Source organism: Luteolibacter sp. Y139 (assembly GCF_038066715.1).
In the GTDB taxonomy this organism is placed as follows: Bacteria; Verrucomicrobiota; Verrucomicrobiia; order Verrucomicrobiales; family Akkermansiaceae; genus Haloferula; species Haloferula soli.
This window is the reverse complement of the sequence record NZ_JBBUKT010000006.1, coordinates 75,209-86,868: the sequence shown is the minus strand read 5'-3', so window position 1 is coordinate 86,868 and position 11,660 is coordinate 75,209. Positions and strand designations below refer to the sequence as shown.

The window sequence follows — 11,660 nt, the reverse complement described above, 5'->3', positions numbered from 1 at the left end:
ACCGGAGATCTCTCTCCGGTTGTAAATGGTGCGCGCTGCAGGGTTCGAACCTGCGACCCCATCCGTGTGAAGGATGTGCTCTACCACTGAGCTAAGCGCGCTTTGCTTTGCCGTGCGGCGGGGCCGAGGTTTTGGGGAAATCCTTCGGGCTTGGCAAGCATTTCCGAAGAGTTTGGAAAGCTCAGCGCTCCACGGCCGCCACCAGCTCCGGCGGCACGGCTTTTACCGGAGCCTGGCCACTGGCGAGGCTGAGCATGATGCCCGTCCACGAGGCGATCCAAGCGATAGGCAGCAAGATGAGAAGGGCGGTTTTCATGGCGGGCAATTTTTAGGAGTTGGCCGGCCCATTGGTCACCACCGGCATCTCCAAGACGCGCCGCCGCTCCTGCCTTGCAGAAAAAACGCTCCACCTCATTCCTTCTCCACCCCGGTGCCAGCCTGACGGGCCTCGCGCAACACGGTTTCGCCACTCTTGAGGGAAAGCTTGCCGCGGATCGTCGCCGTCTGGTCGCGGCGGATATTCAGCAGCGACTCGCGCTCGCGCACGGGAAATTCGCAGCGCACCGACTCGACGCCCGGCGAGGTGAGGTAGCCGGTCGTGGTCCGCAGTCCGTAGGGCAAGAAGAAGCTGCCGGTGATGTAGTCGCCCTCCTGCCGGAGATCGCCGGCGCGAAGCGTCCAAGTCACATCGGCTCCCTCCACTTTCTCGCGAAAGGTTTCCCGCACCAGCGTGGTGGCGTTGGTATCGGATCGCCAGGCGAGGAACATCTCTCGGCTGAGAGGCTGGCCGGATTGATAGGTGGCGTAGTCGGGAAGCTCGCCCTCCTTGAGTTCGATCATTTGCGCCGCCGTCGCGTCGGCACGGGCCCGATCCGCCTCGGAGCGGGCCTTTTCAATCTGCGCGGAGACCATGCGCTTCCCCGCGACGGCTCCCCGATACAGGAAAGTCGACACCAAGACCGCGCCGACCACCACTGCGACGACGCCGACAATCGCCGCCACCACGCACCCCGAGGATTTGTTTTCCGCCATGAGAGGCAGCATATCTCACCGATCCGGCAAGGCGGCCATTCCAATTCCCCACGCTGCTTCCAAGAACAGGAAGCGACCGCGCATCCGGCACCCGCCAATCACACGTCGCGCTCGAAGATTACGAAGTGCGCCTCACGGGCGAAAATGCCGAGGATCTTCTTGGTCTCGTGGATCGATTTGACGAACTTCCAGCCTTGGGCCGCATGCTCGTTGAGAAAGGCCTCCAGCTTGATCTCATTGAGCGTGCCGGAGAAGAAGCCGGTGGTGACGGGACGGACAATGTACTGTTTCATGCGGGCACGGAGACAACACAAGTCATTCGGCTTTGTCGATATTCAACTGGTTCCCATCCAGATGCCTGAGGATCCGCGCAGGCACCCCGGCCACGACCACATTCGACGGCACATCCTTCGTCACCACCGCCCCGGCCGCGACCACCACATTGTCCCCGATCGTGACGCCCGGATTGATGACCGCATGACCACCGATCCACACGTTGTCGCCGATGGTGATCGGCTTGGCATACTCGAAGCCGCTCGTCCTCGTGGCGGCATCCAGCGGATGAGTCGCGGTGAAAATCGACACCCGCGGCGCGATCATGCAGTTGTCACCGATGCGGACCTCGCAGCAATCCAGCACGATCAAATCGTAGTTCGCGTAGAAGTTCCGGCCGACATGGAAATTGTAACCATAGTCACAGCGGAAAGACGGTTCAATGAAGGCATTCTCCCCACATGAGCCAAGCAACTCACGAAGGATCGCCTCCCTCTCGGGCATCTGTTCCTCGGTCGTCGCATTGAAGCGGCGGCACAAGCGCTTGGCATGCTGGCGTTCGCCGAAAAGCTCTTCGCCGAATGCCTGATAGAGTTCGCCGGCGATCATCTTCTCTTTCTCGGTAGGCATGGGGCAAACCTAGCGAGACAGGCGAGGCGTTGCCAGTGGGGATCGACGCCTTGCCGACCTAACAGACGCACCACAAATCCTGCCCCTCTTCATATCCCGCCGCAGCAGCGAGTTCCCGGATCTCCTCCCTCACCCCTGCGATCCCCACCGCGGACAACATCACCGCACCCCGCCAACGTCGCCCGAAATCCTCCAGCCCGGCGACCTCCGCTCCATGAATCACTTCGCCGAGGCGCCGCGGATGGACATCAAAGAACCCGCACACCGCCACGCCGAGCGCCATCAACTCCCGGGCCAGCGACTTCCCGATCGGCCCCGCTCCTGCAATCACCACACCCCGCTCCGTTACCGAAGACATCGCCGCCAGATAGTGAGCCCGCATCCGTTGGCGCGCCTTTTCCTCATATCGCGCATCGCTGCGGGTAAGCCGGCCCGGTGAATCCCGCCACGCCAGCAGGCGCTCCCGGACTTTCACGAAGCGTGCCCCATGCTGGAGCATCCGCAGCCAGAGATCGTGATCCTCCGCCCACGGGACATCGCGGTAGCCACCCACCGCATCGAGAATGCTGCGGCGCATCAGCACCGTCGGATGAATCACCGGATTCTCAATAAAGCGGGAGCTGGCGATCACCTCGTGCGTCGCCAGCGAATTGACCCAGGCCACGTAGCGAACCATCCCCTCCCCGAGCGGATCGAGGAGATCCACCCCGGTCGTAATCACATCCGCCGCTCCCGCCCGTTCCCATTGCCGGGCCAGACGCTCCGGATGGCAGATATCATCCGCATCCATGCGCGCCACCCAGCCTGCAGCCGAGGCAGCCGCAGCGGTCTGTAGTGCGCCGACGATGCCCGGCGGTCCCGCATTCGCGAACAATCGCACCCGGGAATCCCGCTGGGCAATGGCGGTGACAATTTCGGCAGATCCATCGTCCGAGCGGTCATCCACCGCCAGCAATTCCCAATCTCCGAAGCTCTGCGCGAGCACACTTTCCAGCGCCTCCGCCAGGGTGGCGGCCGCATTGTGGAAAGGCAGCAGGATGGAAATCGCCGGACCCATCACTCGCCGAGACCGCGGGCGTAAGCCCCTGATTCATCAAAGATCAGGATCAGCGGCCGACAGCAGATCTCGCAATCATAGTCCATTTCCGCCGGCAATTCCTCGGGCGGCGGCATCACGACTTCAAAGGTCTCGAAGCAGGTCGGGCACTGGACGAGCGCGGTCTCCATGCCGGGATCATACGACCCGATGGGAAAAGCACCAGTTTGACCGCTCGGCAATCGATGTTAGAGGTGACCGGTTGCGGTGTCTCTTTTTCAAGCCGCAGCTCAACCCGAATCCAAACCACCATGAAAATCCATCACCTCGTGATTGCCGCCGCCCTGCCAATCGCCTTCGTCGCCTGCAAGGACTCCGATGTCGAGAAGGCGAAAGCGGACGTGAAAACCACCGCCGCCGACGCCGAAACCAAGATGAAGGCCGCCGCGGAAGACGCCAAGAAGGCCACGGAAGACGCCGCCGCCAAGGTCAAGGAAAGCGCCAAGGATGCCGCCGACAAGACCAAGAAGGCCGCCGACGACGCCGCTGCCAAGATGAAGGCCGCCGCAGCCGATGCCGCCCAGAAAACCTCGGATGCGGCGAAGGACGCAGCCGACAAGCTCCAGGAAAAGTAATTGCCCCCTCGGTTTCCCCGGGTGCGCAAGGAGCTCCCCCGGGGATTTCTGCACCGTCCGCGGGGACGGTGAAGGCGGTTTCGCGCCTTGCCAAGGCCCCCGGCACGCGGAACAGTCACGGCGTCCACCGAGACCGCTCATGAATTCCCGCATCGCTTGGCTTGCCCTGTTTTCCACCGCTGGCCTCTGCCCGGCACAGCAGCCTGTCGCTCCCCGCCCGGCTCCGAGCGGCGTCTTCGAGGTCAACGGCATCGCCGCCAAGGTCAACGGCCAGGCGATCACCAAGAGCGAGCTGAATTTCCGCCTCGCCCCGATCTACGCCCAGCTCGCCGCCCAGTTCCCCCGCCGCGGGGCAGAATTCGAGCGCCAGGTGCTGGACGCCCGCGAGAAGCTCCTCCAGGAGATGATCGACCGCGAAATCATCCTTTCCGAGTTCAAGGTCCTCGAAGGGAAGGGTGCCAACCTGCCCGAACACGTCGTGGACAAGGAAGTGAAGCGGCAGATCCAATCCAATTTCAACGGCAGCGAGGCGAAATTCGACGAGGAACTCAAGCGCGCCCGGATGACCCGCGACGGCTATCGGAAAATGACCCGCGAGCAGCTCATCGTGCAGGCCATGCGCGCCGAGCACTTCTCCGACGCCCCGCCGCCGCTGCCGGGCGAGATCGAAAGGGAATACAACGAGGTGAAGGACAAGCTCCGCGACACCTCGAAGGACGTGATCACCTTCAACAAGATCTTCCTTCCCCGCCTCGATGCCGACAATCCTCTGGCCACTCCGGAGACCCAGCTCGCCCTGGCCGAAAAGGTGGCAGCCGAGGCCAAGGGCGGGGCCGATGTCGCCGAGCTCGCCAAGAAGCACTCGCGCGACGCCTTTGCCTCGGAGGGCGGCTTCCAGAAAGACGTGCCTCGCACCGACCTCCAGCCGGAATTCGCCTCGATCATCTTCGCCGCCAAGGATGGTGACGTGGTCGGCCCGCTCGAGGATCCGGTCGGTTTCACCATCGTGAAGATCACCAAGATCAATCAGGGCCCCTACCCACCGCTCAGCGAGGTCCGGGACATGATCGAGGAGCGCGTCAAAACGAAGAAGAACGCCAAGACCTACGAGAAGTGGATCTCCGGCAAGCGGAAGTCCGCGATGATCGAGAAGAAGATCTGAGCCGGGCGAGCCAGCCCGTGTACGATGCCCCGCATCCTTATCACTCTGGGCGACCCTGCCGGCATCGGGCCGGAGGTGGTCGCGAAGGCGCTCGCGTCCGGCCAGTTGCCTGCTGGCTTCGATTTCGAAGTGCTCGGCGACGCCACCGGCTGCATCCCGGGCCAGCCGGACGCAACCTCCGCCCTTCGGGCACTGGATGCGCTTGAAGCATCCGTTCGGATCCTCAGGTCCGATCCGGATGCAAAGGCGGTGGTGACCGCGCCCGTCTCGAAAGCGACGCTGCAGGCTGGCGGATTTCCATTTCCGGGCCAGACGGAATTTTTCGCGGAACGATTTGGTGTTAAGGATTATGCAATGTGCCTGAGCGGACAGACCTTGAGTGTGGGACTGGCGACCATCCACATTCCGCTGGCATCCGTTTCAAGCAGCCTCACGCCTGAAGCAATCGTTTCAACAGGCCGCCTTCTTGAGAACTTCGCTCGTCGCAAGACCCGCCGGACCCCACGCATCGCAGTGGTAGGCCTGAACCCTCACGCCGGGGAAAACGGACGTTTCGGAGACGAGGAGCAGCGCATCATCACGCCTGCCATCGATCGCTTGAATCAAACTTTCCCAGGCGTCTTTTCCGGCCCCCACGTACCAGACGCCGTGTTCCGCCAAGCGGCCGATGGGGAGTTTGATGCCGTCCTGGCGATGTACCACGACCAAGGGCTCATTCCGCTGAAGTTGCTCGATTTCGACACCGGGGTGAATGTCACTTTGGGCCTGCCGAAGCCCCGGACCAGCCCCGACCACGGAACAGCCTTCGGGATCGCCGGCCAAGGCATCGCCCGTCCCGACTCGATGATCCACGCCATCAAACTGGCCTGCGAGCTCGCTTGAAACATGCTTTACGACACCACCGCCGACGTGATCCGCAAGGCCCTCCGGGGCTTAGGTCTCGCCCCTTCCGAAGCGGCCGCCCGCTGCGGCTTGGCCGAACGGGAGGTCATCTCCGCGAGCCGGGGACCGGCATTCCGCGAGACCCTGCTGCTGCTCGCGCCTGCACTCGGGCTGAACGCTCACGCGCTGGCTGGCCTGCCCAGCTACACGCCTCCAGCCTCCGGATTGCCGGAGATCATCCGTTTGGAACTTCCGTTTGATGATGAAACGGTGAATGCGTGGCTGGTCCAAGCGGGACCGGAGGACTTCCTGCTCTTCGACGCCGGCCCTCATACGACAGCCATCCGGGACGCACTGGACGACCGCGGCATCGAGGATGTCCACGTCCTCATCACCCACCTGCACGGCGACCATTTGGACGGTCTGGCGAGCCTGAAGGGCCGCACGCGGTCGGTGGCAATGCCTCAGGAGGACGTGAAGCCGGGCGACCGCCTGAAATTCGGCACGCTCACGGTGGAAGTGATCGATCTGCCTGGCCACTGTCCCGGGGCAGTTGGCTACCGCATCGAGGGCCTAGCCCGGCCGGTCTGCGTGACCGGCGATGCTCTCTTCGCCGGCTCCATGGGCGGCTGCGCCCCGGACGGCCCCTATCAGGAGGCCTTGGAGGCGCTCAGGGCGAACGTGCTGACCTTGCCGGACGAAACCACCCTTCTCCCCGGCCACGGCCCTGAGACGTCCGTCGGCAGCGAAAAGCTCGGGAACGCCTTCCTGGCCACCGGGCGGTAGAGAGCCCATCGGCTGCAGTCCCCTGTCTCTTCGGATCCTCCGATGAACCCCGACTCATCCCCGCCCTCCCCATCACCCGGCCGTCCGGGCCGGATCCCTCGTCGCCGGATTCACCGCGCGATCTTCGTCGTGGCGGGGATCTACAATATCGCCTGGGGCCTCTACGCCGCATTCGACCCACAGTGGTTGTTCCGCTTCGCGGGAATGCCGCTCGCGAATCATCCCCCGATCTTCGCCAGTCTCGGCATGGTCGTGGGGCTCTACGGCATCCTCTATTTCGAGGTCGCCCGCGTTCCCGAACGAGGCTGGTTGCTCGCAGCGGTGGGCTTGGCAGGAAAGATCCTCGGGCCCATCGGTTTGTTCGTCCTGCTCTGGCAGGGCACTTGGCCGCCCGCGACCATCGTCCTCTGCCTCACCAACGACTTCATTTGGTGGATCCCCTTCGCGCTCTACCTTCGCGATTCGTGGCCCTTCTTCCGCCGCTCGTTGGCGGAGTCGTAACACGAGCCAACCAGAGCCAGGCGGCCTTCACTAAAGGAAGTGCCGCGGCCTGCACCACGATCACCCTGCTCATCCCAGTCAGAGGCAGCCCACCGCCCCCGGTTGAACCAAACAAAAAGGGAGCCCTTCCGGACTCCCTTTCTGAAAGCTTTGTTCGGAAACTCGAGCCCCTGTCTTACATCCCAGGCAGTTCCACCGCACGGGAGTATTGGAAGGACTCTTGGGCGAGGATCTTCTCGCGGACCTTCTGATCCAGATTCGAGTTGTTGAGGCGGATGACCGCAGAGTCGGAGAGCACCGTGACGCCGATCTCGACGCCGATCAGGCGGCCAGCCTTGAGTTCGTCGGCGCTTACTTGCGGCGAGAGGCTACCGGTGGAAAGACTCGGTGTTTCAATGCCATTGCCGCGCAGACGCAGCTCCTTGCCGGCACCGGAGTCACCGAGGGTCACGCGGACCGGGAAGGTCTTCGTGGTGCCGCCGTTGCCGCTTGCAGCCTGGGTCACCTCGATCTGGTAGGTCAGGGTGAACTGATAGACGTTTTCGCAGACGAAGTTTTCCACGTCCTTGACCTTGTCCGACTTGCTTTGGAAGGCAGCCTGAAGGTCGTCCTTGCCGAGCAGATCCTTGAAGGTTTCGTCCGGATTCACCAGCTTGCGATAAAGCACGAAGGTGGCGGACTTGTCGTCATCGTCACCCTCGACCGGATCCTGCCACTTGAGCTGGTAGCTCACGCAGGAAACATCGCCGCCGAGATCCTTGGTTCCGCCGATGTTCCCCTCGTAGCGATCCGTCGCCGCGGTGAAGAAGATCAGGTCGGCCGAATTGCTGCTCACGTTGGCGGTCGGGCCAGGCAGCTGGGACTCCACCTTGGAGTAGAGCCATTCGAAATTGTTGCCGCGGCGGGAAACCAGCGACTCGAAGTCCTTCGCCATCGTGTCGAGCATCGACTTGGCCTGACGCGAGGCACGGATTTCGGCGCGACCGCGTTGCCACGTGTCGAGCGCCACACCGGTGATGGAAACCAGCACGGCGACGATGACCGTCGTGATGGCCATCGCCACCAGCAACTCGATCAGGGTGAAGCCGCGCCGGAGCGGAGATGAAAACGGGTTTTTCATGATTCGGTGGTCCGCTCAGCGGCGGACGGCGAGATTGCGGGTGAAGACCGGCTTGGTCATGTTGGCGAGATTGAACTTCCCATCAGGCTTCACATAGTCGGCGGAGCTGTTGGGGACAATGAAGAACTCGGCAGCGAAGGCGATCACCGCCTCTGGATAGGCATCCGAGCCCGAGCCGGTGCCGGCCGCATCGCCGTCATCGGGAGTCGGATCGGTGATCTCGCCCGCCGTACCGCGAGTCAGCTGGCCGCTGCTGAAGACGAGCTGCGTCAGCTTCACGGCGAAGATACGACCGTCGATCGCCTTCAGGTCTTCGAGCAGCTGGTCATCACTGCGCTGGCGCACCGCCGGCTGCACGATGAAGTCCTTGCCAGCCACTCCGCCGTTCTGCGTGTAGGGCTCCATGGTGCCATCCGCGCGCAACTGGCTCGGATCACCGCGATATTGGTAAAGGAGGATCTCATCTCCCTTGTCCGGGGACGACTTGATCCACTCGTAGGCCTTGTCGAAGCCAGTGGTGTAGCTGGCTCCGCTCGCATTGGGACGAACGGTCACCAACTCGCGCTCCAAGGCCGCAGCCAAGCGGTCAGCCTCTTGGACGCTGATGGCGCGGCGCAGGCCGGTGGTCGCGGGACCGAAGACCGCAAGGAAGGCCGTGAGCAACAGCGCCAGGACGCCGATGGCGATCACGGTCTCCATCAAGGTGAAGCCGCGACCAGTCCGGGGATTTTGAAATTTCATGAGCGGTTATCAGAAAGTCTTAACGTCGGAAGGAATGCCGATTTCGTCCGGACCACGGAACAACGAGGTCCGGCCATTGCGCCATACGATGAAGCCGGCGAAGTCACGCTTGCCCGCTCCCGTGACATTCGGCTCCTGACCCGCCGCGCGGGCTCCGGAGCCAAGGATGAAGCTGGCACCAGGAGTGGAGCAGATCCCCTCGGAGTTGAACTCATAGGAGAGGTACTTGCCGTCGTAAGCCTGCTTGTTGGTGGAAAGGTCGACATTGTCGACACCATCTCCGCCTGACTTGTGGTCCTTCTTGCTGAAGGTCTCGCTGAAGAAAGTGCCCTCCGGCAGCGTCACCGCACGGCTGGACAACTCCCACTGGTCCTTCTGGGGCTCGCCCTGTTCGTTCAGCTTCTCATAAACCACCACCATCCGGCGCTTGTAGTTTTCCGTGCTCTGCGGGTCGTTCACGTCAATGAGCACCCGCGACCGGGTGCCCTTGCCGACGGCGATCGCTCGCGCTTCGTCGAAGATGGCTTCGGCGGTAGAAACGCCACTCGTGACTCCCTTGCCACCGATGCCCTTCAGGCCGACGGCACCTAGGGTGAGGAGGACGGAAATGATGAGAATGACAACGAGCAGCTCGATGAGGCTGAAGCCCCTCGCTGAGCGGGTTGGTCTGAAATGCATGACGGGTTTGGTTTTTTGAATCTGTGGCTGCGGACGAGCCGAATTGCAAGCCGGAATGTGTTTACATCGCGATTACGCAGAAAACGAACGTTTCAAGACGTGAATCGTCCCTTGCGCGGGCCGTCCATCCACGCCCAGGCGGAGCGGACCATGTCGCGGACGTCGCGGTGTTCGGCGACCCAGCCGAGGACTTCCTTGGCGAGGCGCGGGTCGGCCAAAAGCTGCGGCGGATCCCCAGCGCGGCGCGGACCGTACTGGACCGGCACCTTCTTGCCAGTCACCTCTTCGACCGCGGAAATGATCTCATTCACGGACACCCCCACCCCGGTTCCGAGGTTGCAGCGGACCGAATCGCCGCCGCCGGTGAGGTGGTCGATCGCCTTCGCATGGGCGGACGCGAGGTCGGCCACGTGGATGTAGTCGCGCACGCCGGTGCCGTCGGGAGTCGGGTAGTCGGTGCCGAAGACGTCCACGTGGGAGATTTCCCCGGTCACCGCCATCAGCACGCGCGGGATCAGGTGGGTTTCCGGATTGTGATCCTCGCCGATCAGGCCGTCTTCCGCGCAGCCGCTGGCATTGAAATAGCGGAGGCAGGCGCTCTTCAGGCCCCAGGCGCGGTCGCAGTCGGCCAGCACCCATTCCAGCATCAGCTTGCTGCGGCCGTAGGGATTGATCGGGTTCTGCGGGTTGCTTTCGGAAATCGGGATGCTCTCCGGCACGCCGTAAGTGGCGCAGGTCGAGGAGAACACGAAGGCCTTGCAGCCGTGCGCCTGCATCACTTCGAGCAGGGTCAGCGGCTCGGCGGTGTTGTTGCGATAATACTTCAGCGGGTCGGTCACCGACTCGCCGACGTAGGCGTAGGCGGCAAAGTGGACCACCGCGCCGAAGCCGTGCTTGGCAAAGAGTTCCTCGATGAGCTTGCGGTCACCCACGTCCCCCACCACCAGCTCGACTCCTTCATCCACGATCGCCTCACGGTGACCATAGACGAGATTGTCGAGAACGACGACTTTCCGACCCTGCGATGCGAGCAGGCGGACTGTGTGGGAACCGATGTATCCGGCTCCTCCGGTGACAAGAACAGGGGCAGACATTCTGGGGATTATGGCAGCTTGACGCGGCGAAGAAACGGATTCCGGGCGATCCTGTCAATGCGCCCGCTGGACTTCGGACGAATCGGTTGAATAATTCGTCGTTCTTAGCGTTTTACCGCCATGACCCAAACACACCGCTGGTTGAAAGGAGCCGCTGCTGCGGCTGCCACCCTGTTCGTCGCCTCGTGCTATTATGACCCCTACGGTGGAGGCGGCTACGGCGGGGGTGGATACGGAGGAGGCGGCGGCTATTACGGCGGCGGCGGTGGTCTCAATACCACCTTCGTCTACACCAGCAGCGACCGCTGGTTCTACGATCCCACGGTGTATTGCTACTACGACCGTTACCGCCGCTGCTACTACGACCCCTACCTCTACGGCTACTACCCGGTCGGCTACTGCCCGCGCCCGATTTACGGAGCCCATCACCCCGGCGGATGGAATGGCCACGGCAATTGCCCGCCACCCGTGAACTTCCGCGACCGCTACCTGCCGAACTACCAGAACCGCGTGGATCAGCTGAAGGCCGCGAATTACTCGTGGGCGACAAAGGTCCGCGAGCGCAATGACGCGACCGCCGACGCTTGGCGCAACCAGCGCGTCCGCGCCGCCCAAAATTTTCAGCAGGCCCGCGACAATCAGTCCGAGCGCAACCAGCAGATGCGTGAAAATCAGGCGCAGAAGCAGCAGAACATCCGCGACCAGCAGCAGAACTGGGCCGAAAAGGTCCGCGACCAACGCCAGTCGCCGCAGGCCAGGTATCAACAACCCCAACAGCCGAACTACGGCGGTGGCAACTACGGTGGCAATAACGGCGGAGCGCGCGCCTCGCAGCAGGCCCGCATGGCCGAAGCCCGCGCCCAGCAACAAGCCCAAGCCCAGGAACGCCAGGCCCAGAAGCAAGAGGGCAATGGCGGCGGCGGTGGTGGTGGCGGGAAATGGAAAGAAAAGCAGGCGGAACGCAAGGCCGCCCGCGGCGAATGATCTCGTCTGACCGAACCCTTCACAGCCCTCGCCATCGTCCGGTGGCGGGGGCTTTTTGTGGGCCCGCCTTGGATGCCGTGCGGAAGGAAAACCCAAACCCCTTCAC

The 11,660-nt window shown here is 62.9% G+C and carries 16 protein-coding genes and 1 tRNA gene; 6 read left to right on the top strand and 11 right to left on the bottom strand.

Annotated features, from left to right (window positions below):
• Positions 1 to 26: 26 nt before the first annotated feature.
• The 7 genes from WKV53_RS15980 to WKV53_RS15950 form a co-directional block, all read right to left on the bottom strand.
• Positions 27 to 101: transfer RNA gene (locus WKV53_RS15980), tRNA-Val, on the bottom strand.
• 80 nt (positions 102 to 181) lie between these two features.
• The gene (locus tag WKV53_RS15975; RefSeq protein WP_341405778.1) at positions 182 to 316 is read right to left on the bottom strand and encodes a hypothetical protein; all 135 of its coding nucleotides are present in this window, start codon (positions 314 to 316) and stop codon (positions 182 to 184) included.
• Between the two features lie 95 nt (positions 317 to 411).
• A complete protein-coding gene (locus WKV53_RS15970; RefSeq protein WP_341405777.1) occupies positions 412 to 1,032 on the bottom strand; it encodes a hypothetical protein in 621 nt (206 codons plus the stop codon).
• A gap of 98 nt (positions 1,033 to 1,130) precedes the next feature.
• Positions 1,131 to 1,325, bottom strand: coding sequence for a DUF4177 domain-containing protein (locus WKV53_RS15965; RefSeq protein ID WP_341405776.1), 195 nt, complete (start codon positions 1,323 to 1,325; stop codon positions 1,131 to 1,133).
• Positions 1,326 to 1,347: 22 nt separating this feature from the next.
• Positions 1,348 to 1,935 carry a sugar O-acetyltransferase gene (locus WKV53_RS15960; protein ID WP_341405775.1) on the bottom strand — a complete coding sequence of 196 codons (588 nt, stop codon included), beginning with the start codon at positions 1,933 to 1,935 and terminating at the stop codon, positions 1,348 to 1,350.
• A 58-nt stretch (positions 1,936 to 1,993) separates the two neighbouring features.
• On the bottom strand, positions 1,994 to 2,992 hold the full coding sequence (locus WKV53_RS15955) for a glycosyltransferase family 2 protein (protein ID WP_341405774.1): 999 nt from the start codon (positions 2,990 to 2,992) through the stop codon (positions 1,994 to 1,996).
• Entirely contained in the window at positions 2,992 to 3,162 is a 171-nt protein-coding gene (locus WKV53_RS15950; protein ID WP_341405773.1) for a zinc ribbon domain-containing protein, read from the bottom strand. Before WKV53_RS15950 ends, WKV53_RS15955 begins: the two co-directional genes overlap by 1 nt.
• A 120-nt stretch (positions 3,163 to 3,282) precedes the next feature.
• Here WKV53_RS15950 and WKV53_RS15945 point away from each other — a divergent pair, with 120 nt between their 5' ends.
• The 5 genes from WKV53_RS15945 to WKV53_RS15925 all read left to right on the top strand — a co-directional run bounded on the left by WKV53_RS15945 (position 3,283) and on the right by WKV53_RS15925 (position 6,937).
• Positions 3,283 to 3,606 carry a hypothetical protein gene (locus tag WKV53_RS15945; RefSeq protein WP_341405772.1) on the top strand — a complete coding sequence of 108 codons (324 nt, stop codon included), beginning with the start codon at positions 3,283 to 3,285 and terminating at the stop codon, positions 3,604 to 3,606.
• A 139-nt stretch (positions 3,607 to 3,745) separates the two neighbouring features.
• Positions 3,746 to 4,768, top strand: coding sequence for a peptidyl-prolyl cis-trans isomerase (locus WKV53_RS15940; protein WP_341405771.1), 1,023 nt, complete (start codon positions 3,746 to 3,748; stop codon positions 4,766 to 4,768).
• Positions 4,769 to 4,843: 75 nt separating this feature from the next.
• Positions 4,844 to 5,650 (top strand): 4-hydroxythreonine-4-phosphate dehydrogenase PdxA, encoded by an 807-nt coding sequence (gene pdxA / locus WKV53_RS15935; protein ID WP_341405770.1) that lies wholly within the window; start codon positions 4,844 to 4,846, stop codon positions 5,648 to 5,650.
• Between the two features lie 3 nt (positions 5,651 to 5,653).
• Positions 5,654 to 6,436 (top strand): MBL fold metallo-hydrolase, encoded by a 783-nt coding sequence (locus WKV53_RS15930; protein WP_341405769.1) that lies wholly within the window; start codon positions 5,654 to 5,656, stop codon positions 6,434 to 6,436.
• A 42-nt stretch (positions 6,437 to 6,478) separates the two neighbouring features.
• The gene (locus WKV53_RS15925) at positions 6,479 to 6,937 is read left to right on the top strand and encodes a hypothetical protein (protein WP_341405768.1); all 459 of its coding nucleotides are present in this window, start codon (positions 6,479 to 6,481) and stop codon (positions 6,935 to 6,937) included.
• A gap of 175 nt (positions 6,938 to 7,112) precedes the next feature.
• Here the strand turns inward: WKV53_RS15925 and WKV53_RS15920 are convergent, their stop codons facing one another.
• The 4 genes from WKV53_RS15920 to galE form a co-directional block, all read right to left on the bottom strand.
• Positions 7,113 to 8,057 carry a PulJ/GspJ family protein gene (locus WKV53_RS15920; protein WP_341405767.1) on the bottom strand — a complete coding sequence of 315 codons (945 nt, stop codon included), beginning with the start codon at positions 8,055 to 8,057 and terminating at the stop codon, positions 7,113 to 7,115.
• A gap of 15 nt (positions 8,058 to 8,072) precedes the next feature.
• On the bottom strand, positions 8,073 to 8,798 hold the full coding sequence (locus WKV53_RS15915; protein ID WP_341405766.1) for a prepilin-type N-terminal cleavage/methylation domain-containing protein: 726 nt from the start codon (positions 8,796 to 8,798) through the stop codon (positions 8,073 to 8,075).
• Between the two features lie 9 nt (positions 8,799 to 8,807).
• Positions 8,808 to 9,476, bottom strand: a complete 669-nt coding sequence (locus tag WKV53_RS15910) for a pilus assembly FimT family protein (RefSeq protein ID WP_341405765.1) — start codon at positions 9,474 to 9,476, stop codon at positions 8,808 to 8,810.
• A 92-nt stretch (positions 9,477 to 9,568) separates the two neighbouring features.
• Complete coding sequence (gene galE, locus WKV53_RS15905) at positions 9,569 to 10,570, bottom strand: UDP-glucose 4-epimerase GalE (RefSeq protein ID WP_341405764.1); 1,002 nt, start codon at positions 10,568 to 10,570, stop codon at positions 9,569 to 9,571.
• A 120-nt stretch (positions 10,571 to 10,690) separates the two neighbouring features.
• On the opposite strand from galE, the gene WKV53_RS15900 reads away from it, so the two are divergent.
• Positions 10,691 to 11,554: a hypothetical protein gene (locus WKV53_RS15900; protein ID WP_341405763.1), complete on the top strand. Its 864-nt coding sequence runs from the start codon at positions 10,691 to 10,693 to the stop codon at positions 11,552 to 11,554.
• Positions 11,555 to 11,660 lie beyond the last annotated feature (106 nt).

Excerpts from the sequence above, each read along its gene's own strand:
- WKV53_RS15930 (WP_341405769.1), top strand. The coding sequence starts at position 5,654 with ATGCTTTACGACACCACCGCCGACGTGATCCGCAAGGCCCTCCGGGGC.
- WKV53_RS15955 (WP_341405774.1), bottom strand. The coding sequence starts at position 2,992 with ATGGGTCCGGCGATTTCCATCCTGCTGCCTTTCCACAATGCGGCCGCC.
- WKV53_RS15925 (WP_341405768.1), top strand. The coding sequence starts at position 6,479 with ATGAACCCCGACTCATCCCCGCCCTCCCCATCACCCGGCCGTCCGGGC.
- WKV53_RS15950 (WP_341405773.1), bottom strand. The coding sequence starts at position 3,162 with ATGGAGACCGCGCTCGTCCAGTGCCCGACCTGCTTCGAGACCTTTGAA.
- WKV53_RS15960 (WP_341405775.1), bottom strand. The coding sequence starts at position 1,935 with ATGCCTACCGAGAAAGAGAAGATGATCGCCGGCGAACTCTATCAGGCA.
- WKV53_RS15945 (WP_341405772.1), top strand. The coding sequence starts at position 3,283 with ATGAAAATCCATCACCTCGTGATTGCCGCCGCCCTGCCAATCGCCTTC.
- WKV53_RS15920 (WP_341405767.1), bottom strand. The coding sequence starts at position 8,057 with ATGAAAAACCCGTTTTCATCTCCGCTCCGGCGCGGCTTCACCCTGATC.
- WKV53_RS15975 (WP_341405778.1), bottom strand. The coding sequence starts at position 316 with ATGAAAACCGCCCTTCTCATCTTGCTGCCTATCGCTTGGATCGCCTCG.
- WKV53_RS15900 (WP_341405763.1), top strand. The coding sequence starts at position 10,691 with ATGACCCAAACACACCGCTGGTTGAAAGGAGCCGCTGCTGCGGCTGCC.
- WKV53_RS15940 (WP_341405771.1), top strand. The coding sequence starts at position 3,746 with ATGAATTCCCGCATCGCTTGGCTTGCCCTGTTTTCCACCGCTGGCCTC.
- WKV53_RS15910 (WP_341405765.1), bottom strand. The coding sequence starts at position 9,476 with ATGCATTTCAGACCAACCCGCTCAGCGAGGGGCTTCAGCCTCATCGAG.
- WKV53_RS15970 (WP_341405777.1), bottom strand. The coding sequence starts at position 1,032 with ATGGCGGAAAACAAATCCTCGGGGTGCGTGGTGGCGGCGATTGTCGGC.
- WKV53_RS15965 (WP_341405776.1), bottom strand. The coding sequence starts at position 1,325 with ATGAAACAGTACATTGTCCGTCCCGTCACCACCGGCTTCTTCTCCGGC.
- WKV53_RS15915 (WP_341405766.1), bottom strand. The coding sequence starts at position 8,798 with ATGAAATTTCAAAATCCCCGGACTGGTCGCGGCTTCACCTTGATGGAG.
- galE (WP_341405764.1), bottom strand. The coding sequence starts at position 10,570 with ATGTCTGCCCCTGTTCTTGTCACCGGAGGAGCCGGATACATCGGTTCC.